Source organism: Azonexus sp. IMCC34839, from assembly GCF_047047955.1.
Classification (GTDB): Bacteria; Pseudomonadota; Gammaproteobacteria; order Burkholderiales; family Rhodocyclaceae; genus Azonexus.
Genome location: NZ_CP150631.1, coordinates 1,406,680 through 1,430,848 on the forward strand (window position 1 = coordinate 1,406,680; position 24,169 = coordinate 1,430,848).

20 protein-coding genes are annotated in these 24,169 nt (G+C 61.1%); 14 read left to right on the forward strand and 6 right to left on the reverse strand.

Annotated features, from left to right (window positions below):
- Nucleotides 1–163 precede the first annotated feature (163 nt).
- Complete coding sequence (locus WIF35_RS07015) at nt 164–3,145, forward strand: EAL domain-containing protein (RefSeq protein ID WP_412480846.1); 2,982 nt, start codon at nt 164–166, stop codon at nt 3,143–3,145.
- 48 nt (nt 3,146–3,193) lie between these two features.
- Here WIF35_RS07015 and WIF35_RS07020 read toward each other — a convergent pair whose 3' ends face one another.
- Both WIF35_RS07020 and WIF35_RS07025 read right to left on the reverse strand, forming a co-directional pair.
- A complete protein-coding gene (locus WIF35_RS07020; protein WP_412480847.1) occupies nt 3,194–3,547 on the reverse strand; it encodes a YbaN family protein in 354 nt (117 codons plus the stop codon).
- Nucleotides 3,547–4,449, reverse strand: a complete 903-nt coding sequence (locus tag WIF35_RS07025; RefSeq protein WP_412480848.1) for a LysR substrate-binding domain-containing protein — start codon at nt 4,447–4,449, stop codon at nt 3,547–3,549. The genes WIF35_RS07020 and WIF35_RS07025 overlap by 1 nt, the downstream gene beginning before the upstream one ends.
- Nucleotides 4,450–4,563: 114 nt before the next feature.
- On the opposite strand from WIF35_RS07025, the gene aceB reads away from it, so the two are divergent.
- Nucleotides 4,564–6,162 (forward strand): malate synthase A, encoded by a 1,599-nt coding sequence (gene aceB / locus WIF35_RS07030; RefSeq protein ID WP_027459094.1) that lies wholly within the window; start codon nt 4,564–4,566, stop codon nt 6,160–6,162.
- A gap of 109 nt (nt 6,163–6,271) precedes the next feature.
- Here the strand turns inward: aceB and WIF35_RS07035 are convergent, their stop codons facing one another.
- On the reverse strand, nt 6,272–6,505 hold the full coding sequence (locus WIF35_RS07035) for a DUF2789 domain-containing protein (protein ID WP_412480849.1): 234 nt from the start codon (nt 6,503–6,505) through the stop codon (nt 6,272–6,274).
- Between the two features lie 106 nt (nt 6,506–6,611).
- Between WIF35_RS07035 and WIF35_RS07040 the strand changes: the two genes are divergently transcribed.
- The 9 genes from WIF35_RS07040 (at nt 6,612) to WIF35_RS07080 (ending at nt 17,826) form a co-directional block, all read left to right on the forward strand.
- Complete coding sequence (locus WIF35_RS07040; RefSeq protein ID WP_412480850.1) at nt 6,612–7,550, forward strand: nucleoside recognition domain-containing protein; 939 nt, start codon at nt 6,612–6,614, stop codon at nt 7,548–7,550.
- A gap of 93 nt (nt 7,551–7,643) precedes the next feature.
- Nucleotides 7,644–7,844 carry a hypothetical protein gene (locus tag WIF35_RS07045; protein ID WP_412480851.1) on the forward strand — a complete coding sequence of 67 codons (201 nt, stop codon included), beginning with the start codon at nt 7,644–7,646 and terminating at the stop codon, nt 7,842–7,844.
- Nucleotides 7,845–7,960: 116 nt separating this feature from the next.
- Nucleotides 7,961–8,314: a CidA/LrgA family protein gene (locus WIF35_RS07050; protein WP_412480852.1), complete on the forward strand. Its 354-nt coding sequence runs from the start codon at nt 7,961–7,963 to the stop codon at nt 8,312–8,314.
- Nucleotides 8,311–9,036 (forward strand): LrgB family protein, encoded by a 726-nt coding sequence (locus tag WIF35_RS07055; RefSeq protein WP_412480853.1) that lies wholly within the window; start codon nt 8,311–8,313, stop codon nt 9,034–9,036. The genes WIF35_RS07050 and WIF35_RS07055 overlap by 4 nt, the downstream gene beginning before the upstream one ends.
- Before the next feature lie 125 nt (nt 9,037–9,161).
- Nucleotides 9,162–11,378: an EAL domain-containing protein gene (locus WIF35_RS07060; RefSeq protein ID WP_412480854.1), complete on the forward strand. Its 2,217-nt coding sequence runs from the start codon at nt 9,162–9,164 to the stop codon at nt 11,376–11,378.
- Nucleotides 11,375–12,505, forward strand: a complete 1,131-nt coding sequence (locus WIF35_RS07065) for an ABC transporter substrate-binding protein (RefSeq protein WP_412480855.1) — start codon at nt 11,375–11,377, stop codon at nt 12,503–12,505. Before WIF35_RS07060 ends, WIF35_RS07065 begins: the two co-directional genes overlap by 4 nt.
- A complete protein-coding gene (locus WIF35_RS07070; RefSeq protein WP_412480856.1) occupies nt 12,502–14,790 on the forward strand; it encodes a sensor histidine kinase in 2,289 nt (762 codons plus the stop codon). Before WIF35_RS07065 ends, WIF35_RS07070 begins: the two co-directional genes overlap by 4 nt.
- 80 nt (nt 14,791–14,870) lie before the next feature.
- A complete protein-coding gene (locus tag WIF35_RS07075) occupies nt 14,871–17,225 on the forward strand; it encodes a PAS domain S-box protein (RefSeq protein WP_412480857.1) in 2,355 nt (784 codons plus the stop codon).
- A complete protein-coding gene (locus tag WIF35_RS07080; protein WP_412480858.1) occupies nt 17,218–17,826 on the forward strand; it encodes a response regulator transcription factor in 609 nt (202 codons plus the stop codon). Before WIF35_RS07075 ends, WIF35_RS07080 begins: the two co-directional genes overlap by 8 nt.
- A 2-nt stretch (nt 17,827–17,828) precedes the next feature.
- Here WIF35_RS07080 and WIF35_RS07085 read toward each other — a convergent pair whose 3' ends face one another.
- Entirely contained in the window at nt 17,829–18,197 is a 369-nt protein-coding gene (locus WIF35_RS07085) for a hypothetical protein (protein ID WP_412480859.1), read from the reverse strand.
- A gap of 75 nt (nt 18,198–18,272) precedes the next feature.
- On the opposite strand from WIF35_RS07085, the gene WIF35_RS07090 reads away from it, so the two are divergent.
- A complete protein-coding gene (locus WIF35_RS07090; RefSeq protein ID WP_412480860.1) occupies nt 18,273–19,589 on the forward strand; it encodes an MFS transporter in 1,317 nt (438 codons plus the stop codon).
- On the opposite strand, the gene WIF35_RS07095 is transcribed toward WIF35_RS07090, so the two are convergent.
- A complete protein-coding gene (locus tag WIF35_RS07095; protein WP_412480861.1) occupies nt 19,590–20,579 on the reverse strand; it encodes an ankyrin repeat domain-containing protein in 990 nt (329 codons plus the stop codon). It abuts the gene before it with no gap.
- 61 nt (nt 20,580–20,640) lie between these two features.
- On the opposite strand from WIF35_RS07095, the gene WIF35_RS07100 reads away from it, so the two are divergent.
- Together WIF35_RS07100 and WIF35_RS07105 are read left to right on the forward strand one after the other, a co-directional pair.
- On the forward strand, nt 20,641–21,195 hold the full coding sequence (locus tag WIF35_RS07100; RefSeq protein ID WP_412480862.1) for an energy transducer TonB: 555 nt from the start codon (nt 20,641–20,643) through the stop codon (nt 21,193–21,195).
- Nucleotides 21,196–21,312: 117 nt separating this feature from the next.
- Nucleotides 21,313–22,941 carry a methyl-accepting chemotaxis protein gene (locus WIF35_RS07105; protein WP_412480863.1) on the forward strand — a complete coding sequence of 543 codons (1,629 nt, stop codon included), beginning with the start codon at nt 21,313–21,315 and terminating at the stop codon, nt 22,939–22,941.
- 28 nt (nt 22,942–22,969) lie between these two features.
- Here the strand turns inward: WIF35_RS07105 and WIF35_RS07110 are convergent, their stop codons facing one another.
- Complete coding sequence (locus WIF35_RS07110; protein WP_412480864.1) at nt 22,970–24,169, reverse strand: CaiB/BaiF CoA transferase family protein; 1,200 nt, start codon at nt 24,167–24,169, stop codon at nt 22,970–22,972.

The following is a 24,169-nucleotide window of genomic DNA, read 5'->3' on the forward strand; positions in this document are numbered from 1 at the left end:
CCATTCCCGGCCGGAATCAGGGTAACGGGAATACGTGCTGGCCAACTTTTTTTCGCGCTTGTCTTTTTGCGTTCTGTGCCGACGACTGCTCGTCGTCGGAGTGCTGTTGCTGTTTCATGGTGTTGCACAAGCTGAGCCCGCGGCATCGGTACGCATCGGAGTTTTGTCCTTTCGCGACGTGGATGCCACCCGCAAGCAATGGACACCGCTCGCCAGCTACCTTGAGGCGCAGATTCCCGGCTATCAGTTCGCCATCCAGCCCTTCCACCTCGAAGAACTCAGCCGTGCAGTCGACAACGGCGAGGTCGATTTCATCCTTACCCAGCCTGAACATTACGTCCTGCTGCGCTCGCGTCATCGCTTGGCCGCCGTCGCCACGTTGACTCAACAAGTTGGAGAGCGCTTCCTCTCCCATTTCGGCGGCGTCATGTTCACCCGGATCGAACGCGCCGATATCGAGCAATTGAAGGATTTGCGTGGCAAGCACATTGCCGCTACGCATGCCCAATCGCTTGGCAGTTACCGCATCCAGCAATGGACGCTGCGCCAAGCAGGGATCGAGTTGCCGCACGACGCCAAGAAAGTGATTTTCACCGGCCAACCACAGGACAAAGTAATCGACGAAGTTTTGTCAGGTCGGGCCGATGTCGGCTTTGTCCGCACCGGCCTGCTCGAATCGATGGTGGCCGAAGGCAAACTGGACCGCAACCAGATCAAGATCATCAATCTGAAAGCACGAGCAGACTTCCCGCAACTGCTATCCACGGAATTGGTCCCGGAGTGGCCCTTCTCCACCGCTCCGCGCGTACCGGATGATCTCGTCAAGGCAGTTACCCTCGCCCTGCTCGAAATTCCGCCCGGACACCCGGCAGCCAAGGCCGGCAAGTTCCACGGCTTCTCGCCGCCGGCCGACTACTCCGGCCTCGAAAGCATCATGATGGAGTTGCGCGCCCATCCCGAGCGTCTCGAACGTTTCGATTTGCGCGACGTCATCGAGAAATACCCGGGGCAACTGATGCTGGGCTTGAGTACGGCCGTGATCCTGCTGCTTCTGTTGCTGCTGCACCTGTTCCGCTCCCGCCGGCAGATCGGCAGCGCCCTGCGCGAGCGGGCCAGCCTGCTGAACAGCCTGGGCGAAGGGGTCTATGGCGTGGATCGTGACGGCTTGTGCTCGTTCATCAACCCACGCGCCCTCGAAATGCTGGGTTTTGCCCACGACGAAGTGATCGGTGCGGACCAGCATTGGCTCTTCCACCATCACCGACCAGACGGCGCTTTGTACGCCAAGGGTGAGTGCCCCATCTATCAAACGCTGACCGACGGCAAGCATCGCAATGGCGAAGAATGGTTCTTCCGCAAAAATGGCGAGATGTTCCCGGTCCAGTATTCCGTGATGCCGGTCTCGGACGGCGGACGCAGCGAAGGCGCCGTCGTCACCTTCCACGACACAACGCGCGAACGGCGGGCCGAGGAAGTGATGCGCATCGCGGCCATCGCCTTCGAGACCCAGGAAGCCATGGTCGTGACCGATGCGCACAACTGCATCCTGCAGGTCAACCGGGCGTTCACCGAGGTCACCGGCTATACCGCCGAAGAGGCGGTCGGGCAGACTCCAGCCCTACTCAAATCCGGCTACCACGACGCATCGTTCTACCAGGAATTGTGGTCGACGCTGCAAGCCAACGGGCATTGGCACGGCGAAATCTGGAATCGGCGCAAGAACGGGGAGATCTACCCGGAGTGGCTGACCATCTCCGCCGTACGCAACCATCAGGGCAAGGTAACGCACTATGTTGCCGCCTTTCTCGACATCACGCAGCGCAAGGAAGCCGAGGAGCAGATCCAGTTCCTGGCCTTCTACGATCCGCTGACCCACCTGCCCAATCGCCGCCTGCTCGCCGAACGCCTGGACAAGGCACTGATCGCCGGCCAGCGCCGGCGCGAATACGCCGCCGTACTGTTCATCGACCTCGACAACTTCAAGACGCTGAACGACACCATGGGTCACGACGTCGGCGACCAGCTGCTGCGCCAGGTCGCCCTGCGCCTGCGCGATGCCGTGCGTTCGAGCGACACGGTGGCTCGCCTGGGCGGCGACGAATTCGTCATCCTGCTCGAAGATCTCAGCGAAAACCTGCACGAGGCCATCGCCCAAATCGAGCACATCGGCCGCACCATCCTGCAGTCGCTCGGCCAGGCCTATCAGTTCGGCAATCTGGCCCATCACTGCACCGCGAGTATCGGCATCATCCCCTTCCGTAACAGTGGCGAGACGGTCGAACATCTGCTGAAATCGGCCGACATGGCCATGTACAAGGCCAAGGAAGCCGGCAAGAACTCCTTGCGCTTCTTCGACCCGGCGATGCAGACCGAAGTCGAAGAGCGCGCCGAAATCGAACGCGAACTGCGTGCGGCACTGCAGGAAAAGCAGTTCGTTCTGCACTATCAGCCGCAGGTCGACGGCAAGGGCCGAATCTTCGGCGCCGAAGCCCTGCTCCGCTGGCGCCACCCAAGCCGCGGCAACGTCGCCCCCGGCGATTTCATCGGTATTGCCGAAGATAGCCGGCTGATCCTGCCCATCGGCCAGTGGGTACTGGAAGAGGCTTGCCGCCAGCTTGCCCAATGGAGTCGCCAACCGGCCACCGCCGATTTGATCCTGGCCATCAACGTCAGCGCCCTACAATTTCGCGACCCCGGCTTTGTCGACAGCGTGGCGCTAGCCCTGCAGCAAACCGGCGCCCCGGCCAGCCGGCTGAAACTGGAAATCACCGAATCGCTGCTGCTCGACGACATGGAGCTGAGCATCGAGCGCATGCGCCGCCTGAAGGATGAAATCGGCGTCGGCCTGGCACTCGACGACTTCGGCACCGGCTATTCCTCGCTGAGTTACCTGAAGCAGTTACCGCTCGACCAGATCAAGATCGATCGCAGCTTCGTGCAAGACATCGGCAGCAACCCGAACGACGCGGCCATCGCCGAAACCGTCATTGCACTCGGCCGTTCCTTCGAACTGAAGGTCGTTGCCGAGGGCGTCGAAACCGACGACCAGCGCGCCGCTCTGGTCAGCCGTGGCTGCGACGCCTTCCAGGGCTACCTCTTCGGAAAACCGGTGCCGATCGAGGAATTCCCGGTCCAGGCCAGCTAATTTCGGGCACTGCTGCGGTGCACTGCCCGAAATGGGCAAAAACCAGGCTCAGGCCGAAGGCCGTGTCCACATCCACAGCATGACCATGCTGCACACCACGGCCGGGCCATAGCCCCAGGGTTCGGGCAGGATGAACCAGGAGCCGACCACGCTGATCGACATCATGATCGTCGACGCCCATTTGGCCACGCGCGGGATGGCCTGATGGTCGCGCCAGGCACGGATGGCCGGGCCGAATTTCGGATGCGCCAGCAGCTTGGCTTCCCATTCCGGATGCGAGCGGGCGAAGAACCAGGCGGCGAGGATCAAGAAAGGCGTGGTCGGCATCAGCGGCAGGAAGGCGCCGATGATCCCAAGCAAGACCGACAGCGCCCCAAGCGCGCGATAGACCGGCACCTTCATCAGCGCAGCTCCCAGTAGGCGGCGTTGCCGTAGTTTTCCTTGAGCAGATCGATGAACAGCCGCACCCGTAGCGGCAGGTGGCGGCGCTGCGGGAAAACGGCGTAAATGCCCATCGGCGGCGCCTGCCAGGCGTCGAGCACCGAGGTCAGCCGGCCTTCCTTCAGGTCGCGGCCGACTTCCCACAGCGAACGCCAGGCCAGGCCGCGCCCGGCCAGCGCCCATTCGTGCAGGACCGCCCCATCGTTGCATTCGAAGGTGCCGCCGACCTTGATCGTCTCGACCTCGCCGCTCTCCGGGTTCTTGAACACCCAGCCGCGCTGCTGGCCGAGCGACAGGCAGTTGTGTTTTGCCAGATCGTCCGGCGTGCGCGGCACGCCATGCTCGACCAGATAGGCCGGGCTGGCCACCACCATGCGCCGCATCTCGCCCAGGCGCACGCTGACTAGGCTGGAATCGGTCAGTTCGCCGATGCGGATGGCGCAGTCGATGTTCTCGTTGATCAAATCGACTAGGCGGTCGCTCAGATTCAGATTGACCCGCACTTCCGGGTTGGCCTGCATGAAATCGCCGACCAGCGGTGCTACGTGCTGCCGCCCGAAGCCGGCCGGGGCCGACACCTTCAGGTAACCGCCGGCCTTCAGCCCGCCGAGTGAAACTGCCGCCTCGGCATTGGCTAGGTCGTTCAGCACTTTCTGGCAATCCTCCAGGAAGGCCTGCCCTTCGAAAGTCAGTGTCAGCTTGCGCGTCGTGCGCAGCAGCAAACGGATGCCGAGCCGCGCTTCCAGCGCATCGATACGGCGCCCGATGATGGCCGGCGTGACGCCTTCGGCCCGCGCTGCGGCCGACAAGCTGCCGCGTATTGCGACGCTGGCAAAGGCTTCGATCTGCTTTAAGCGGTCCATTTGATACTCAAAGTAAAAGATGAATTGATTCTAGCCCACTTTCATGTCTTATATAAGACTCATAGAATGCATCCCATCGCAGTATCCGAAACCTACTTTTCTCAGGAGTTCCGCATGGCCCTCAATCTGCCCGCCGGTATGCAAATTACCGCCCCCGTGAAGCCCGAATGGGAATCCATCCTCACCACCGAGGCACTGGAATTCGTCGCCAAGCTGCACCGCGCCTTCGAAGGCCGTCGCCAGGAACTGCTGAAGGCCCGCGTCGAGCGCCAGGCCCGCATCGATGCCGGCGAAATGCCTGACTTCCTGCCGGAAACCAAGCATATCCGCGAAGGCGACTGGAAGGTTGCCCCGATCCCGGCCGCCCTGCAATGCCGCCGCGTCGAAATCACCGGCCCGGTCGAAGCCAAGATGATCATCAACGCCTTCAACTCGGGCGCTGACTCCTACATGACCGACTTCGAGGATTCCAACAGCCCGAACTGGGAAAACCAGATTCAGGGCCAGGTGAACCTGTACAAGGCCATCCGCCGCGAACTGTCGTTCAAGAACGAAGCCGGCAAGGAATACAAGCTGAACGACAAGATCGCCACCCTGCAGATCCGTCCGCGCGGCTGGCACCTCGACGAGAAGCACGTGCTGGTCGACGGTCAGCGCGTTTCCGGCGGCCTGTTCGACTTCGGCCTGGTCTTCTTCCACAACGCCAAGGAACAGATCGCCCGTGGCGCCGGCCCGTTCTACTACCTGCCGAAGATGGAAAGCCACCTCGAAGCCCGTCTGTGGAACGACGCCTTCGTCATGGCTCAGGATCACTGCGGCATTCCGCAAGGCACCATCAAGGCCACCGTGCTGGTCGAAACCATCCTCGCCACCTTCGAGATGGAAGAAATCCTGTACGAACTGCGCAACCACTCCGCCGGCCTGAACGCCGGTCGCTGGGACTACATCTTCTCCTGCATCAAGAAGTTCAAGAAGAACAAGGACTTCTGCCTGGCCCAGCGCGGCGCCATCACCATGGAAGTGCCCTTCATGCGCGGCTACGCCCTGGCCCTCGTCCAGGCTTGCCACAAGCGCGGCGCCCCGGCCATGGGCGGCATGTCGGCCCTGATCCCGATCAAGAACGACCCGGTCGCCAACGAAAAGGCCCTGGCCGGCATCCGCCACGACAAGACCCGCGACGCCAACGACGGTTTCGATGGCGGCTGGGTGGCTCACCCGGGCCTGGTGCCGATCGCCATGGAAGAGTTCGTCAAGGTCCTCGGCGACAAGCCGAACCAGTTCGAGAAGCAGGTTGAAGGCAAGTTCGGCCCGGAACAGTGGCTCGACTTCCGCCCGACCACCCCGATCACCGAAGCCGGCCTGCGCAACAACATCAACGTCGGCATCCACTACCTCGGCTCCTGGCTGGCCGGCAACGGCTGCGTGCCCATCCACAACCTGATGGAAGACGCCGCCACCGCCGAAATCTCCCGCTCGCAAGTCTGGCAGTGGGTGGTTTCGCCGAAGGGTATCCTCGACGACGGCCGCAAGGTCACCGTTGAAATGGTCCGCCCGATGATCGCCGAAGAACTGGCCAAGGTGAAGGCCACCGTCACCGCCCAAGGCGAAGACACCGCCACCTACGACCAGGCCGCCGAAATCTTCGACCGCATGTCGCTGACCCCGGATTACCCGGAGTTCCTGACCCTGCCGCTGTACGAAGCGATGGCCTAAAAAAATACGAAGTGGAGAGAGACTTGACGCCGGGGCAACCCGGCGTTTTTTTATGCCTGGAAGCGACTGCTGCGGTGCACTGCCCGTTTTGGGCAAAAAACGAAACGGGCTAGCTGTGCAGGCGCAGGTTCAGTTCATCGACCACTTCCGCCCAATCGCCGTCTTCCAGCATTTCCTCGCGCAGGAAGGCGGCCTGGGCAGGGGTCCAGAAGGGTGCCTGATCCAGCGTCATGGCTTGCGGCAGCGGGCGGTGGCTGGCAATGAAGCGCTCGATGGCCTCAGGTGCAGCAGCCAGGCCGAGTTGTTCGAACAGATGCGGCAGGTGGTGATGCTGGAAATCCATGATTGCGCTCCTTGTCGAATGACGACACGCTATCGCCGTCTGCCGGGTAGACTGCCGCCCCGGCGCTGCGTTCCTGCCATTTGCCTATTGCCTCGATAAACCGACTATGGACATCCTGATCGACATCATCCTGAAAGCCGGCCGCTCGGCGGTGGAGCTTTCCTTGTTCATTCTGTTGCCGGTGATGGTGGTCATGCTGTCGCTGATGCGCCTGCTCGAAGCGCGTGGCGCGCTCGATTGGCTGGTCGCCGCGCTGACACCGGTGCTGCGCCCTTTCGGCTTGACCGGCTTGGGCGTCTTCGCCGCCCTGCAGATCAATTTCGTCAGCTTCGCCGCGCCGATGGCAACGCTGACCATGATGGAGCAACGCGGCGCCTCCGACCGTCATCTGGCCGCCACGCTGGCCATGGTCTTCGCCATGGCCCAAGCCAACGCCGCTTTCCCGATGCTGACCATGGGTCTCCATTTCGGCACGACCCTGGTTTTTTCCGTTTTAGGCGGGTGCACCGCAGCAGCGGCCACTTACTACCTGTTCGGCCGCCAGCTCTCGGCCGCGGAGGCGACGCTGGACGAAACCCTGCATCACCCGGTGGCCGAATCGGCCAAAGGCGTGCTCGACGTGATCAACCGGGCCGGGGCCGAAGCGTTCAAGATCGCCGTCGGCGCCATCCCGATGCTGGTGTTGTCGCTGGTCGTCGTTACCGCCTTGCGCCAATTTGGTGCAATCGACCTCATCACCCGCGGGCTGACCCCCGTTCTGGTGCTGCTCTCGATTGATCCCGGCCTGATCCTGCCGACGCTGACCAAATACCTGGCCGGCGGCACGGCGATGATGGGCGTGGTCGACGACATGCTCCGTGCCGGCCAGATGAGCGAAGCGCTGCTCAACGCCAGCGCTGGTTTCCTGATCTCGCCGTTCGACCTGCCCGGTGTCGCCGTACTGATCTCGGCCGGCCGGCGCGTCGCCAATGTGTGGAAGCCGGCGGCGCTCGGCGCCTGTGTCGGCATCGCCCTGCGCACGGCCGGGCACATTCTGGTCGGTTGACGGTCAACACCCCTGTCCGCCGCAGGCACGTTTTGTGCACTGCAACAATCACAACAAAGAAAATTTGTCGGATTGATGACAGGAGTTACAGCCATGGATACCTGGAGCAAATGGACCGAATTTTTCGCCTGCGGCCTGCTCGTACTGCCCGGCACCTTGGGCGTCGGCCTCGATAGTTTCGAGGTTTTCGCGGTCAGCCTGAGCTTGATGTTGTTGATGCTGATTGGCTTCACGGCCGGTGCGCCAGCGGTGCTCAAGCCAAGCGACGAGGATGAGGCGACGAAGAAGCATTAGCTTCTGGGGCGGTGGCAATTAATTACTTTTCGTCAAAGATAAATCGACAAAAAGCGGTCTATTGCTTACTGATCTGGAGTAATAAACTGCGCACCTGATTTTTCAAGGAGCGCAGAATGTTATCCGCCCTGACCCAACTACTCGTTTTCCAGCTGATCGGCGAAGTGATCGCCCGCGGACTGGATGTGTCCGTCCCCGGCCCGGTGATCGGCATGGTGCTGCTGTTCGTCACCCTGATCGCCCGCGGCGGCCCGGGCAAGGATCTGCAACACACCGGCTCAACCCTGCTGCAACACCTGTCGCTGCTCTTCGTGCCGGCCGGCACCGGCATCATGGTCCATCTGCACCGTGTCGCCGACGAATGGCTGCCGCTGCTGCTCTCGCTGCTGATCAGCACCTTCGCCACGCTGGCCGTCACGGCGCTGCTGATGCGCCTGTGCCGCCCCGCACCGACCGGAGAAACGCCATGACCCCGCGCCTCGACCAACTCTGGGTATATCTCGCCGCCTCGCCGTTGCTCGGCCTGACCCTGACATTGATTGCCTATCAGCTGGCCTTTGCCCTCTATCGCCGCTCCGGCTCCCACCCGCTGGCCAACCCGGTGTTGATCGCCGTCACCGTACTGGTCAGCTTCCTGCTGCTCACCGGCACACGCTACGAAACCTATTTCGCCGGCGCACAATTCGTGCACTTCCTGCTCGGCCCGGCCACCGTGGCACTGGCCATTCCGCTCTACCAGCAGGCAAAGCGGGTCAAGGCCATGTTCTGGCCGCTGATCATCGGGCTGGTCGGCGGTAGCGCCACCGCCATCCTGTCGGCCGTGTTCGTCGCCCGCGCCTTCGGCGCCAGCCAGCCGACGCAACTTTCGCTCGCCCCCAAGTCGGTCACCACCCCGATCGCCATGGGCGTGGCCGAGCGCATCGGCGGCATTCCGTCGCTGACCGCCGTGCTGGTCATCGTTACCGGCATTCTCGGCGCCGTCGGCGCGCGCTACGTGTTCGACGTGATGAAGGTGCGCGACCCGGCCATTCGCGGCTTCGCCATCGGCATCGCCTCGCACGGCATCGGCACCGCCCGCGCCTTCCAGGTGAATGAGCAAAGCGGTGCCTTCGCTGCCTTGGCCATGGGATTGAACGGCGCACTGACGGCTTTTTTGCTGCCACTCATTGCCCGTCATCTGACACTGTCCTGAGCCGCCCCCCTCTCCTCTTGTTCAAAAAAGCGATGAGTGAAACTTATTGCGTCCGCCATCCGGAAACTGCAGAATGAAGAAAAACACCCAAAATTGATAGCCCCTCAAAGCACCAAAGGAAGACCATGTCAGCCGGACACGATGATGACCTTGTCTTTGTTGAAGATGACGTCGAAGGGCATGAGACATCTCACAAGGAACTTACTTGGCACATCCTGATTGTCGATGACGATCAGGATGTGCATGAAGCCACCGAATTTGCGCTCGGCGGCATTGAGATTCTCGGTCGGCGCCTGAGCCTGGCGCATGCCTACTCCGGACAGGAAGCAATTGCCTACCTGGGAAAGCATGCCGATATCGCAGTCATTCTGCTCGATGTCGTCATGGAGAGTGATGACGCGGGGCTGAAAACCGTCGACTCCATCCGTAACGAACTCCAGTTGCACAATACCCGCATCATTCTGCGCACCGGCCAGCCAGGACAGGCCCCTGAGACCGAGACCATCACGCGCTATGACATCAACGACTACAAGACAAAGAGCGAACTTAGCCACGCCAAGCTGTTCACGACGCTGACCGCCGCTCTGCGCTCCTACGACCAACTACAGCGTCTAGATGCCAGCCGGCAAGGCCTAGAAAAGATCGTCGCGGCAAGCAACCAGTTCATTGCAGAAAAAGGCCTGCATTCGTTTGCCGAAGGAGTCATCACCCAGCTGGCCAGCCTGATCGGCATCGCACCGGAAGGCTTGGTCTGCGCCGCCGCCGAAGAACACTTCGAACTCGGACAGGAGTACCGGGTCATAGCGGCCGCGGGCAACTATCGCCACCTGATACAACACCGCCTGACGGATATCGACAACCGGCATATCCTCGATTGCCTGACCCGGGCACTCAATGAAAAACGGGGCATCATCGGGCAGCGGGAAGTCACCCTCTATTTCCGCAAGGCGGCGGATGAAGGTTTCGCGGCCTATATCGAATCGAGCGAACCGATCAAGGAAATCGACCAACACCTGCTCGAAGTTTTCTGTACCAATATTGCCCTGTGCGCCAAGAACATCGACCTGGTTGCCGAACTGCGCCGTGATGCCCTTTACGACCGTCAGGTCGGTTTGCCAAACCGGAACGCCCTGCTGGCAGAAGTCGATCAACGGCTCAATCTGGCCAGGAAATACGACACCCTGGTGTTGCTGGACATCGACCAGTTCGGCGCGATCAACGACATGTTCGGGCACAAATACGGCGACGCCCTGCTGAAGGAAATGGCGTTGCGCCTGCGCAAGGACCTGGACAGCGAAATATTCATCGCCAGACTGGCCGGCGATGCCTTCGCCCTTGTCGGATCACACCGTCAACTGGCCCCATCGGCCATCCAGAGGCTCTTTGCCCCCCCCTTCCGCATCAGCGACATAGAGCATGCCATCACCGTCTCGATGGGCCTATGCGCCCTCGGCGATAACCTGCGTGGCACGGATGTCCTGAAAAATGCGTATCTCGCCCTTCGCCGCGCCAAGACGATGGGTATCGCTCAGCATGTGCTGTTCTCTTCTGAAATCGGCCAGGAAACCCGCGAGCGCATGCAGCTACTCCTCGACTTGCGCCAGGCCTTCGAGCACAGACGCCTGCATCTCGTATACCAGCCCCAAGTCGAACTCAACAGCGGGCAAATCATCGGCGTCGAAGCCCTGTTGCGCTGGCAGCAGGACGACGGCAGCATGATTCCGCCAGACCGCTTCATCCCGATTGCCGAGCAATCCGGCCTAATCGTCTCGATCGGACGTTGGATCATCACTGAAGCGCTAAGTGCCTTGCAACGTTTTCGCCAGGCGGGTTGGCCGGATCTGCGCATGGCCATCAACATTTCGACCGTTCAGCTACGCCAGGCCGATTTCTTCGATTTTCTCGATGAAGTGATGCTGGAAACCGGCACCAGCCCGGACAATGTCGAACTGGAAATCACCGAATCGGTCGCTCTGGAAGGCATGGCGCCCATGGTCAATTTGCTGAACCGGCTACGCCAGCGAGGCATCAGCATCGCCATCGACGATTTCGGCACCGGCTACTCGTCCCTGAATTACCTCGAACAACTGCCCATCGACCACCTCAAAATCGACCGCAGCTTCATCCTGTCCCTGTCCGCCAGCGACCGCGGCGAACGTATCGTCCGCACCATTGCCAAACTGGGAAACGAACTGCAGTTGAAAACCGTTGCCGAAGGTGTCGAAACCGCCGAGGCACTGGAAAAACTGAGGGAAATCGGCTGCCGTGCCGCACAGGGCTACCATTTCTCCCGCCCGCTCAAGGAAACCGAGCTGCTTGCCTGGCTGGAAGAAAGCAAATGAAACTCGAAGCTCATTGCAATCGCGTCCGCACAGGCTCTCGTTTAGCGCTTCTTGCTGTTTGTCTTTTCCAATTGACTGCCTGTAGCGATAACAAACCGGTCCGCATCGGTTTCATCGGCGAGTTGACCGGCAACTCTTCCGATCTTGGCGAGGGCGGACGAAACGGCGTCCTGCTGGCCATCGAGAAGCAAAATCAAAACGGCGGGATTGCAGGTCACCCAATCGAGCTGATCGTTCGTGATACGGGCCTGGATGTCGAATCCGCCAAGAAGGCCAATCAAGAATTGCTCACTGCCGGCGTTGAAATCGTGATTGGCCCAATGACCAGCGCCATGGTCGAAGCCCTGCTGCCGCTCAACGAGAAAGCCGCGGTCGTCATGTTGTCTCCGACCGCTTCGGCCGCCAAATTTGCTGGCAAGGACGACCAGTTGTTCCGCATCAATCGCACCACACGCGACAATGCAAAGCTTTTTGCCGATTATTGCCTTCGCTCCAAGTGGCAACGTATTTCGGCAATCGCCAATGAAGACAACAGAGTCTTTTCCGAGAGCTGGCTGAACGAGTTCAAAACAGCGTTCGAAAAGCAGGGGGGGCAGCTGACCAGCGCATCCTTCTTCGATTCCAAGGCTTCCAGCCATACCCCGTTGATCCAGGAGGCACTGAAGGAAACACCCGATGCCATCATACTGATCGCCAACGCTGGCGACTCTGCCCGCCTTGCCCAGCAAACCCGCAAGCAGAGCAGCAACATCCAGATACTGGCTGCCGAATGGGCCGCCACTGGACAACTCCTCGAACATGGAGGCAAGGCGGTTGACGGACTGATCACCCTGCAGCAGTTCTCCAGCCAGGATAACTCAGCTTCATTTGTTGCCCTGCGCGATAAATATCGGGAACGCTACGGGCGCGAACTGGCATTTGCCAGTGTGCTGGCACATGATGCGGCAACCGTCGCCATAGATGCACTCAGTCGCCGCGTGAAGGGGCAAGCGCTCAAGGAAACCTTGATCAAATCCGGCCCCTACCGCGGCCTCCAGGAAACCATACAGTTCGACCGTAACGGCGATACGCTCCGCGCGGCACGCTTTGCCACGATCAAGGACGGACAGTTCGTCACTCTGCCATGAGAATCGAACCTCGCTGGCATCTGAGCAGTTCCTTGACCGGCCTGCTGGCACTAGCCTCTGCCATTGCCTTCCTGTTCACTTTCCTGCTCCTGCTTGCCTACTACCAACCTCGTCTGGCCGAGGAAGCCCGGGACGAATTATCGGCAAAGAGCCTCGACCTGGCGCAACGAACGGAACACGCCCTTTCGCTGCTCGAGGGGCAGCTTGAATTGCTGGCTAGCGCGCTCTCAAGCTCAACCAGCACTTTCAAGAACAGCCAGGTGCTGCTCGATCGACTGACACACCAAAACGGCTATTCCGCGGTCTATCGCATTCGCCCCGACGGGCGCGTAACGCAGGCCTCAATCAAGGACGATAATGCGCAATCCCGACTGAACGACCTGTTGAACAGCGACCTCTCGAATAATCGCCTGCGCAATCAGGTCACCCAGAGGCTGCAGACGGTCTGGAGCGACAAATATCTCTCTCCGGTATCGCAGCGCCTCTCGGTCGCCATCGGTGTCTGGACTGGCAACGAAGTGGTGATCGGCGAAATCCCCCTCGAGCTGATCCTGAAAACCGTCACAGAAACGGGGAACCCGAAGGATCTCTCGATCTGGGTTGCCGATGCCTACGGCGAGATTCTGGCAGATACCGAGGATAAGCGCCGCGTCGGCGTCACCAACCTGTCGGCGCAAACCTTTTTCAACGAGATACGCAACAAGGACTTCGTCCAGTCTTCACTCCGCTTCGAGGCTACCGACTACCAGATGGCTGCTGCCAGGTCGCATGTACTGGGGTGGTCCTTCATCGTCAAGAGTCCGAGCGGATTCAAGGCTCCCAAATTGCGCACCGTCATTGACCTGGGAGGGATGACCTTGCTGAGCCTGATAGTGCTCAGCCTCGTTCTCGCTCCTCTGTGGACCACGCGCATGGCTCGCCCGATCAAGGCCATCGCCGATGGGGCACGTCGCGTGGCCGACGGCAAGGCTGTCAGTCAGTGGCCACGCAGTTCGGTCATCGAACTCAATCAACTCTCGTACCACCTGGAAAGCATGGAGCGCTCGATCCGCGACCGCGAGCAGGAACTCGAAGCGATCTTCGAACTCTCGCCTGCCGGAATGCTGGTCGCCGACATCGCGAACAACTATGCCTTCATCCGCGTCAACGACGCCATCGTCGACTTGCTAGGCTATCAGCGTGACGAATTGCTGGGCAAGAATGGCCAGCAGCTTGGCCTGTGGAAAGACAAAAGTCTGCGTGACACCTTGCTCCACGATATTGAGGAGTTCGGCCAGGCGCATCTCGAAGCCTGGCTGGTCCGCAAGGATGGCTCGGAGTTTCTGGCACAGATCAACGTCCGAAAAGCATTTTTGAGTGGTAGATGGCGGATCATCTGGGTCGCCGAGGATGTGACGGACATTCGGGAACTCAATGCAGAACTCGAAAAGCGCGTACAGAAACGGACAGAGCAACTGGCTCAATCGAACCAGGAGTTGTCGGAAGCGCTAGAACGCCTGCAAATTACCCAGCATGAATTGATCCAGTCCGAGAAACTCGCTTCGCTGGGTTCGCTGGTGGCCGGCGTCGCCCATGAATTGAACACCCCTATCGGCAACGGCGTCATGGCTGTCACCACCCTGCGCAAGGCGCTCAAGACCTTCCGCGACCAAAGCGCCGAAGGACTCAAGCGCTCCATGCTGGACACTCTGGTTCAAGCGGTCGATACGGGCTCGGATATTGCGCAACGCAACCTGCAGCGTGCTGCCGAACTGGTCAGCAGTTTCAAGCAGGTTGCCGCCGACCAAACCAGTTCGCAGCGACGCAGTTTCGCACTTGATGAAATGATCCATGAAGTCGTCCTTACGCTGCAGCCCACCTTGCGGCACAGCGCTGCCAAGCTACAGGCGGATGTCCCCCAGGGCATACAGATGGATAGCTACCCGGGGCCGCTCGGTCAGGTTCTGACCAACCTGATCGGCAACGCCACCATGCATGCTTTTGCCGACAAGGGCGAAGGAACGATTTCCGTTACCGCTGTTCTGCAGGAGCATGGGCAATTGAAACTGTCGGTCAGCGATGACGGGTGTGGGATTCCGGAAGAGATGCTACCGAAGATATTCGACCCCTTCGTCACCAGCAAAATGGGGCGTGGTGGCACTGGGCTCGGTTTGCACATTGCGCACAATATCGTCCTCAACGTATTGGGCGGCAGTATTGCCGCCCATAGCGAAAAAGGCATGGGCAGCACCTTCGAACTGGTGATTCCGTTGGTTGCGCCCCAGTCCGGCAACTCCCGAGCCTGATCGCCTCTATCAATTCGCTAACGATGCCGTTAGGGTTAGCACCAATGGCCGCAAGAGGCTCCCCAGAGAACAATTGAGGCATGTTTCTCCGTCCGTCTGCTCCATCGCCCAGGCAAACCCGGCTCTGGCTTGCCCCCTACATTGCCATCGGCATTTTTGCCGTGGCCATGCTCATCGTCACCGGCCTGCTGCAATGGCGCGAGCATGACACCGCGCGCTCGGCGCTCGAAGGCGACATGCATTGGGCCGAGCGAACCATCGAGAGTCGTCTGCATGCTCATGTCGACTTCCTTGGCGAACTTGGCCGCGAACAGGAATTCAAGCAGCTGACTTACGAGTCCTTTCAGGTCCGCGCCTCGCGCTATGTGCGCGAAGCACCGGAAATCCTGGCCATCGTCTGGGTCGATACTGAGGGCAAGATCGAATGGGTGGCACCGAACGAATCCACCGTGACCTTCGTCGGCGAGCAATTGGCCGGTAGCCGCCTGGAAGCTCTGCAGGAGGCGCTGCGTGTGCGGCGCGAGAGCGTTTCGCGCGATTATCCGGACGTCTTCCAGAAGCCGCTGCACGACATCATCCTGCCCGTACAACGCGGCAGCGCCGATATCGGCGCCTTCGTCGCCATCCAGTCGCTGGAAATCCTGCTGCGCACCAGTCTGCCGACGCTATTCACCACGCGCTACAGCGTCAGTATCGTCGATAGTGCCAACCGCGAGGTATATAGCAACTCGTCGATCAAGCCGACCGACAAGCGCATCAGCGGGGCGATCAACCTCGACTTTCCGAACAACCGGCTCGGCCTGAACCTCGTCGCCTATCGCGGCGGCGGCACTTGGCTGCAATTCGTGCCGGCAGCGCTGATCATCGTGTTGACCCTGATTGCCACCATCACGCTGATCCAGTTGCGCCGCCATTCGCAAAGCCGGGCCGACACCGAGGAAAAGCTGCGCGCCGCCTACGCCTTCCGTCAGGCGATGTCGCAATCGATGATCACCGGCCTGCGCGCCATCGATCTCGAAGGGCGGATCACCTTCGTCAATGCCGCCTTCTGCCGCATGACCGGTTTCGACGAAGCCGAACTGGTCGGCATCAAGCCGCCTTACCCCTATTGGCCGCCCGAAGAGTTCGACCGACTGGAGAGCAACATCCGCATGGCCCTGAGCGGACAGGCTCCGGCCAGTGGCTTCGAGATGCGCATCATGCGCAAGAACGGCGAGCGTTTCGATGTCCGACTGTATTTCTCACCGCTGATCGATACCACCGACGGACAGCAGATCGGCTGGATGGCGTCGATGAACGACATCACCGAGCCGAAGCGCGTGCGCGTCGAACTGGAGCGGGCGCACGAGCGCTTCACGACGGTGATCGATGGTCTCGACTCGCCGGTCCATGTGGCCGACGTGCAGACCGGCGAAATCCTCTTCGCCAACCGGGCCTTCCAGAACATCTTCGGTTTCGATGCCGTCGGCAAGAACTCCGCCCAGGTTACCGCCGCCTGCCGTCCGGCCAACGAATGGTTGCATTTCGATCCGGCGACACTGAGCGTCGAGCAACTGCCGTGCGAACTGTTCGACGGCGAAATCCAGCACGTGCTCTCCGGCCACTGGTACCACATCCACGAACGGGCGATCCGCTGGGTGGACGGCCGCACCGTACGCGTGCAGATCGCTGCCGACATCACCGACCGCAAGCATATCGAGGAAGTTAACCTGCAGCAGCAAAAGCGCCTGGAACAAACCTCGCGTCTGATCACCATGGGCGAAATGGCCAGTTCTCTGGCGCATGAGCTGAACCAGCCGCTCTCCGCCATCGCCAATTACTGCGCTGGCTGCGTCAAGCGCATGCAATCAGGCAACTACCGCCTGGACGACCTGCTCGGCGCCATGCAGAAGGCCTCGGAACAGGCCGAGCGGGCAGGCAAGATCATTCGCCGCATGCGCGACATGGTCAAGAAGGGCGAGCCGAACCGCCAGCCGGTGAGCCTGGCCGATCTGGTGGACGAAACCCGTGCCTTCGCCGACATCGAAGCCCAACGTACCGGCACGCAGATCGTCGTCGATCTGCCGGAGGACCTGCCGCGTATCGTGGTTGATCGCATCATGATCGAGCAGGTACTGCTCAACCTCGTGCGCAACGGCATCGAAGCCATGGCCGACGTCCCCTTTGAGCGTCGTCGCCTGACCATCGCGGCCCGCCCGGTGGACGAGCGCATGCTGGAAATTTCCGTGGCCGATCTCGGACATGGCTTGGCAGAAGAGGATATCGAACGTATCTTTGCACCGTTCTATACGACGAAGCCGGAAGGCATGGGCATTGGCCTCGCCATCTGCCGCTCCATCGTCGAGTTTCACCAGGGCAGGCTATGGGTGGAACCGCGTCGCGAGGGAGGGACGCTCTTCCACTTCACGGTTCCGCGCGAGGAAGAAGATGAGTGAGTTGCAAACAATCTATGTCGTCGATGACGACGAAGCGATGCGCGATTCGATGACTTGGCTGCTCGAGGGCGAAGGTTATCGGGTGGCCTGCTTCGACTCCGCCGAAAGCTATCTGAAAGCGCGCCACGACGGGCTGCGCGGCTGCCTGGTGTTGGACGTACGCATGCCTGAGATGAGCGGCCTGGAACTGCATGAGAAACTGGATGCGCTGGGCTCGACCCTGCCGATCATCTTCGTCACCGGCCATGGCGACGTTCCGATGGCGGTTTCCGCCCTGCAACGCGGCGCCTGCGATTTCATCGAGAAGCCCTTCCACAACGAAGACCTCCTCGGCCGCATCCGTCGCGCCCTCGAACTGGATGCCCAGATGGCCGCCCGCCGCGAGCGCGACGGCGCCATCACCCATCGCCTCGATCAACTGACCCAGCGCGAGCGCGAAGTGCTCGATCTCGTCGTCGCCGGCAAGCTCAACAAGCAGATTGCCGACGAGCTAAACATCAGCATGAAGACCGTCGAAGCGCACCGCGCCCGGGTCATGGAAAAAATGGGAGTCCGTACCCTGGCCGAGCTGGTCAAGGCGGTGATGACGACGAATGCCTGAAGCTAGATCGGGATGATGTCGTCACCCTGCATGCCGACGCTCTCTTCCAGCGTGATCTGCTGACGGGCAATCTTCCGGCGCATCAGTTTTTCCTGGATCTGCGGCGGCAGGTCGGTGACCAGGATGACTTTCTTGGCGATCAGCAATTCGATCAAGTCTTCGATGACGCGGATGAAATCAAGGTCGAGCTGCAGCATTTCGTTCTGGCGCCAGCGTTCGTTGATGAATTCCAGCACCTCGGCGTTATCGGCGGGCAGCGCCTCCTGCGCATCGCCATGCGGCGCCGGATGCATCTCACGAATCCGGCCTTCCTTGTCTCGCGCCACGTATAGCATCGCCACCCCCTGATCGATATCCCAAACAGTTTGCATCAGTCATTGCAGCTTGGCAATTGGACTGCTGCGGTGTACCGGCGATAATTCGCTTTTTTCCAACTCGGCTCCATCATGACCGCCAGCCATTCCGATTCCAACATCCAGAAGAAGGTCGTCGTTGCCGCCTGCTTCGGCACTTTCCTCGAGTGGTACGACTTCCTGACCTTCGCGTCGCTGGCCACCTATTTCGGCGTGCTCTTCTTCCCGGCCGACGATCCGGTTGCCGCATTGCTTGCCAGCCTCGGCACCTTCGGCATCGGCATGATCGTCCGCCCGCTCGGCGCCGCACTCTTCGGCTCACTAGGCGACCGCCATGGCCGCCGTACCATCTTTCTCGTCACCATCGTGCTGATGGGCCTGGCCACAGTCTGCGTCGGCCTGCTGCCGACCTACGAGCAGGTCGGCTTGCTCGCCCCGGCCCTGCTGTTATTCCTGCGCATGCTGCAAGGCTTGTCGGTTGGCGGCGAAATCGGTGGCGCCTCGGTTTACCTGACGGAACACGCCCCGGAAGGCCGACGCGGCCTGTACACCAGCGTGCTGCAACTGATGGGACCGCTCGGCATGATGGCCTCGACGCTGCAGATCGTCGTGTTGCAACACTTTCTCGACGACGCCGACTTCAAGACCTGGGGCTGGCGCATTCCCTTCCTGCTCTCCGCCGTGCTGCTCGCCATTTCAATCAAGAGCCGCCTGAACCTGCATGAATCGCCCGTCTTCCGTCACCTGCGCGAAAAGAACGCCCTGGCCAAGGCACCGCTGCGTGACTGCCTGCGCGACAAGCAGACGCTGGGCCGCATGGGCCTGCTCTTCTTTTGCATTTCGGCCGGCGGCTCGCTGATCTTCTTCTCGGCGCAGGTGTATACCAACGTCTTCTTGAAGACCGTGGTCAAGTTGCCGGCAGCCCAGGCCAGCGGGTTGGTCATGATCTCGACCCTTGCGCTCTTCCCGGCCACGCTGTTCTGCGGCTGGCTGTCCGACCGCATCGGCCGTCGCCCGGTGCTGCTCACCGGCCTTATCTGCGGTGCACTGGCCATTTTCCCGGTTTTTCAGGGCCTGCTGCACTACGGCACGCTGCCGACGCCGGACACGACCATGCTGACCCTGCTGCTGCTCGTGCTGGTCGTGCCGCTCGCCTGCATCACCGGACCGCAGACGGCGACGCTGCCGGAGCTGTTCCCGGCGCGCACCCGCTATACCGCCGTCGCCCTGCCGCATAACCTGTCGGCCGGCTGGATCGGCGGCATGTCGCCCTTCATGGTCACCTGGCTGGGCGTGCAGTTCGCCAGCCCATTGGCCGGCCTGTGGTATCCCACGGTCCTACTCATCATGGCCACCGTCGTCGGTTATTTCTTCCTGCCGGAAGTCGCCAACCGCCCGCTGGAAGACTGATCAGTAATTCCTCACCGGCACCTTCGGCGGCATGCGCGGCTTGCCGGTGAAGGTCGCCGGGGGAACCTTATAGCCGACGGCCTTGCCCTTCTCGTCATAGACGATATTGGCCGACTGCTGCTGCGGCTTGTCGCGGCTGGCCGTGATTTCCAGGCTGGCGGCTCGCGCCGGTGCCGGACGATCGAGTTCGGCGCGCATGATGCGCACACGTTCGGCGGCAATGCGCTTGTCGATGGCGTCCGTCGCCATATTGCGCTCGACCAGCTTCTCGCGCATGTTGAGCAAAGCTTCCAGTTCCTTGGACATGCGCATGGAACGCGTCGGCTCGCCCCATTTTTCCTTGGGCTGACTGATCGCAATATTGAATTCTTCCGGGTTACTGACCATGCGCGCGATGTTGAGGTGGTTGTAACGCATCGCCCATTCCAGCGCGCCATCGCCCCAATCGTTCTTGACCGTGCGGTCGGCGCCCTTCTCGATCAACTTGCGCGCAATGTCGTGCTTACCTTCATAAGTCGCCATCATCAGGACGCTGGAACCATTGGTGCTGCGCGCATTGATGTCCGCCCCCTGCTCCAGCAGGTAATCGACCACCTCTTCGTGCCCGGAAAAGGCCGCGTAATGCAGCGCCGACCATTGCTTGGCCGGCGGATTGATGCGCGCTCCGCGTTCGATCAGCCACTTGACTGCTTCCAGCTTGCCGCGCCAGGCGGCTAGCGCCACCGCCGTCTCGCCGTTGCTGTTGATGGCATTGATGTCAGCGCCGCGCGAGATGAACAGTCGCATCATCGGCAGATTGCCTTCCCAGGCGGCGATCATCAGCCCGGTGCCGATACGGCCGCCGACGAAATCCGGCGGCATGCCGGCATCCAGCCACTCGGTCGCCTGGGCGATATCGCCCAGTTCGATGTTGTTGGAAAAGGCGATGGGCGACGGCAGCGCAACACCGTTCTGCTTTTCGGCGGCCAGGCCCGGCAAAACCAGGGTCATACCGATTATCATTGCCGCCACTCGCTGTTTCACCATCCGCATCTTCCGAACTCTCGCCAATTTGCAATCCGCGCATTCTCTCACGACCCGCAACCTGCGTCGGCTCGGCATCGCCTTGCTGCTCTCGCTGCTCCTGCACGTACTGCCATTTGTGTCGCTGCCGGATTTTGCCCAAAAACGACCGTCCACCGCAGCACCGATCGTCGCCGAATTGCGCCCGCCGGCACCCAAGCCGCCGCCTGCCGATCTGCCGCTGACCATGCCCGAGCAACCCAAGCCGCGCAGCGAGCCGCCCCCGCCCCCGACGGCCAAAGCAGCGCGTTCGCAACCCAACAAGGCGCGTCCGTGGACCGAGGTCGTCCGCCAGCACCTGAAACAGCTCGATGCCGCCGGGCAGTTCTATCCGGCCGAAGCCATCGCCCAGGGCCAACAAGGCGAAGTGCTCGTCCTGATCATCGTCGACGAGTCCGGCACCGTCGTTGCTGCCCGTGTCGAACAAGGCAGCGGCTATCCCTTGCTTGATGCCGCGGCACTGCGCGCCGTTCGTTCCCTGCGCTCGCTGCCGTCCGACGCCCCGCGCGAAGCCGTACTCCCGGTACGCTTTCGCCTGAAATAGCAAAAAGCACCCTAGCCGCCTAATTTTAGAAGACTTTTATAATTTAGCGTTTTATAATTAAAAAACCAGATTCACCAAATCTGATACCCATCAAACACAATTCCGGGAGGAGCAAGCATGAACGCCCTAAGTAACCTGCGCGTCTCATCGCGCATGCAGATTCTGGTGGCCCTGACCCTGGTCGGCCTGTTGATTCTCTGCCTCTCGGCGCTGTACCAGCTCAAAGACAGCATGCTGGAAGACCGCAAGGCGACGACGCAAAATATCGTCGAGGTCGGTATGGGCATCCTGGCCCACCACCACAAGCTGGTCAGCGAAGGCAAGCTAAGCGAAGTCGACGCCAAGCAGGCAGCCCGTAATGCCCTGCGTGGCCTGCGTTACGGCAAGGATGACTATTTCTTCGGTACCGACACCTCAGGGCTCTATTACCTGCATGGGGGCAACCCGGCCATGGAAGGGCAGAACAAGATCGACCTGAAGGACAGCAACGGCAAGCTGTTGATCAGGGAATTGATCTCTGCCGCCCAGGCTGGCGGTGGCTTTGTCGATTACTGGTTCCCGCGCGCCGGTCAGCAGAAGGCCGAGCCCAAGCTCTCCTATGCCAAGCTGTTCACGCCCTGGAACTGGATGCTGGGTACCGGCATCTACATCGACGACGTCGACACCGAATATCGCAAGAACGCCATGCTGCTCGGCGGCATTTCCATCGCACTGCTGGTCGTCCTGATCGTTTTTGGCTGGATGGTCAGCAACAGCGTCATCAAGCAACTCGGCGGCGAACCCAAGCTGGCCACCGAAATCATGCAACGCGTCGCTGCCGGCGATCTCACTGCCGATGTCGGCAACGCGCCACAAGGCAGCCTGCTCAGCGCCCTCGGCGGCATGGTTTCCTCGTTGCGTCAGATGGTCAGTGAAATTCATCAGGACGCAAATCAGTTGGTGGCCAATGCCGAACAGATCGCCACTGCTTCCGATGAAGTCGCCAAGGCGGCCGAACACCAGGCCGATGCTACTTCGGCAATGGCAGCAGCCATTGAGGAACTGACCGTCAGCTCCAATCACATTTCCGACAGCGCCCGCGAAACCTCACGCGATTCGAGCGAAGCCGTCGAGCTGTCCGGCCAGGGCGCCGGACGCGTCGAGCAAGCGGCACGAGCGATCCAGCAGATTTCCTCGACCGTAACTGACGCCTCCGAACGTATCCGCGCCCTGGAAGAGCGTGCCAACCAGATTTCCTCCATCGCCAACGTGATCAAGGACATCGCTGGCCAGACCAACCTGCTGGCCCTCAACGCCGCCATCGAAGCCGCCCGCGCCGGCGAACAGGGGCGTGGCTTCGCGGTGGTTGCTGACGAAGTACGCAAACTGGCCGAACGCACCTCGCTGGCCACCACCGAGATCGAGCAGATGATCACCGGCATCCAGGCCGACACCGTCGGTGCTGTCGACGCCATGGGCACGGCATTGCCGGAAGTGGAACAAGGCGTTCAGCTGGCTGAATCGGCCTCGGAATCCTTGCGAGCCATCGAGGAAGGCGCCCGCCGCACCCTGGAGCGCGTCGGCGAAGTTGCCGATGCGACTCTGGAACAAAGCGCTGCCAGCACCTCCATCGCCCAGCGCGTCGAGCAGATCGCCAATATGGTCGAAGAAACCACGGCCACCATCCGTGGCACGGCCGACAACGCCCACGAACTGGAAAAAATCGCCAACAACCTGAAGGCGATGATCGGCCGCTTCCGCGTCTGATCCTTAGCTCAGCGCGGGCGCCCTCGTTTCAGATGGCGCCCACGTTGCGCAGACCGGCAATGGCCTCGCTGCCGTAGCCAAGCTCCCGCAATACCGCATCCGTATGCTCGCCCAAGGCGGGCCCCAGCCATTCCGTTGCCCCCGGTGTCGCCGACAGCTTGGGGACGATGCCAGGCATCTTGAAGGCTCTGCCATCCGGCAATTGGCCGCTTTCGAACATCTGGCGGGCAATGAATTGCGGGTCGGCGAACATGTCGGTGACCGAATAAACACGCGACGACGGCACCTCGGCCTTGGCCAGGACATCGAGGACTTCCGCTTCATCCAGCCCGGCGCACCAGGTATCGATCAGGGCATAGATTTCGTCGCGCCGCGCATCGCGCCCGGCGTTGTCGGCCAACGTCGGATCGTTGGCCAGATCGTCGCGACCGATGGCCAGCATGAAGCGCTTGAAGATGGCGTCGCCGTTGGCGCCGATGGTGACATGCTTGCCATCGCGCGTGGTGTGTGTATTCGATGGCGTGATACCGGGCATGATGTTGCCGGTGCGCTCGCGCACGAAACCGAAGACGTCGAACTCCGGCACCATCGATTCCATCATGGCGAACACCGCCTCGTACAAGGCCACGTCGACCACCTGCCCCTGACCGCCATTGACCTCGCGGTGACGTAAGGCCATCAGCGCGCCGATGGCGGCCCACAGCGCAGCGATGGAATCACCGATGGAGATGCCGGTGCGCACCGGTGGCCGGTCCCGGAAGCCGGTGATGTAGCGCAGTCCGCCCATCGACTCGCCGACCGCGCCGAAGCCAGGTTGCTCCTTGTATGGCCCGCTCTGGCCGAAACCGGAGAGGCGAACCATGACCAGGCCGGGGTTGTCGGCCCGTAGCGTTTCCCAGCCCAGCCCAAGCTTCTCCAGCACGCCGGGACGGAAGTTCTCGACCAGGATGTCGGCCTGGGCGATCAGTTCGCGGACGAATTTCAGTCCGTCCGGATGCTTCAGGTTGGCCGTCACCGATTTCTTGTTGCGCGCCTGCACGTACCACCATAGCGAGGTACCTTCGTACAGCTTGCGCCACTTGCGCAGCGGATCACCGCCATCGGGCGCTTCGACCTTGATCACCTCGGCGCCGAATTCGGCCAGGATGCGCGTGCAGAATGGGCCGGCGATCAGCGTGCCGAGTTCGACCACCTTGAGGCCGGCCAGGGGTTTCTGTGCTTGGCTCAT

What these genes read in the sequence shown, in the direction of transcription:
- WIF35_RS07080 (WP_412480858.1), top strand. Translation starts at nt 17,218, where the DNA reads ATGAGTGAGTTGCAAACAATCTATGTCGTCGATGACGACGAAGCGATG.
- WIF35_RS07050 (WP_412480852.1), top strand. Translation starts at nt 7,961, where the DNA reads ATGTTATCCGCCCTGACCCAACTACTCGTTTTCCAGCTGATCGGCGAA.
- WIF35_RS07035 (WP_412480849.1), bottom strand. Translation starts at nt 6,505, where the DNA reads ATGGATTTCCAGCATCACCACCTGCCGCATCTGTTCGAACAACTCGGC.
- WIF35_RS07085 (WP_412480859.1), bottom strand. Translation starts at nt 18,197, where the DNA reads ATGCAAACTGTTTGGGATATCGATCAGGGGGTGGCGATGCTATACGTG.
- WIF35_RS07095 (WP_412480861.1), bottom strand. Translation starts at nt 20,579, where the DNA reads ATGACCCTGGTTTTGCCGGGCCTGGCCGCCGAAAAGCAGAACGGTGTT.
- WIF35_RS07055 (WP_412480853.1), top strand. Translation starts at nt 8,311, where the DNA reads ATGACCCCGCGCCTCGACCAACTCTGGGTATATCTCGCCGCCTCGCCG.
- WIF35_RS07040 (WP_412480850.1), top strand. Translation starts at nt 6,612, where the DNA reads ATGGACATCCTGATCGACATCATCCTGAAAGCCGGCCGCTCGGCGGTG.
- WIF35_RS07065 (WP_412480855.1), top strand. Translation starts at nt 11,375, where the DNA reads ATGAAACTCGAAGCTCATTGCAATCGCGTCCGCACAGGCTCTCGTTTA.
- WIF35_RS07075 (WP_412480857.1), top strand. Translation starts at nt 14,871, where the DNA reads ATGTTTCTCCGTCCGTCTGCTCCATCGCCCAGGCAAACCCGGCTCTGG.
- WIF35_RS07090 (WP_412480860.1), top strand. Translation starts at nt 18,273, where the DNA reads ATGACCGCCAGCCATTCCGATTCCAACATCCAGAAGAAGGTCGTCGTT.
- WIF35_RS07060 (WP_412480854.1), top strand. Translation starts at nt 9,162, where the DNA reads ATGTCAGCCGGACACGATGATGACCTTGTCTTTGTTGAAGATGACGTC.
- WIF35_RS07070 (WP_412480856.1), top strand. Translation starts at nt 12,502, where the DNA reads ATGAGAATCGAACCTCGCTGGCATCTGAGCAGTTCCTTGACCGGCCTG.
- WIF35_RS07045 (WP_412480851.1), top strand. Translation starts at nt 7,644, where the DNA reads ATGGATACCTGGAGCAAATGGACCGAATTTTTCGCCTGCGGCCTGCTC.
- WIF35_RS07020 (WP_412480847.1), bottom strand. Translation starts at nt 3,547, where the DNA reads ATGAAGGTGCCGGTCTATCGCGCGCTTGGGGCGCTGTCGGTCTTGCTT.
- aceB (WP_027459094.1), top strand. Translation starts at nt 4,564, where the DNA reads ATGGCCCTCAATCTGCCCGCCGGTATGCAAATTACCGCCCCCGTGAAG.
- WIF35_RS07105 (WP_412480863.1), top strand. Translation starts at nt 21,313, where the DNA reads ATGAACGCCCTAAGTAACCTGCGCGTCTCATCGCGCATGCAGATTCTG.
- WIF35_RS07110 (WP_412480864.1), bottom strand. Translation starts at nt 24,169, where the DNA reads ATGAGCCAAGCACAGAAACCCCTGGCCGGCCTCAAGGTGGTCGAACTC.
- WIF35_RS07025 (WP_412480848.1), bottom strand. Translation starts at nt 4,449, where the DNA reads ATGGACCGCTTAAAGCAGATCGAAGCCTTTGCCAGCGTCGCAATACGC.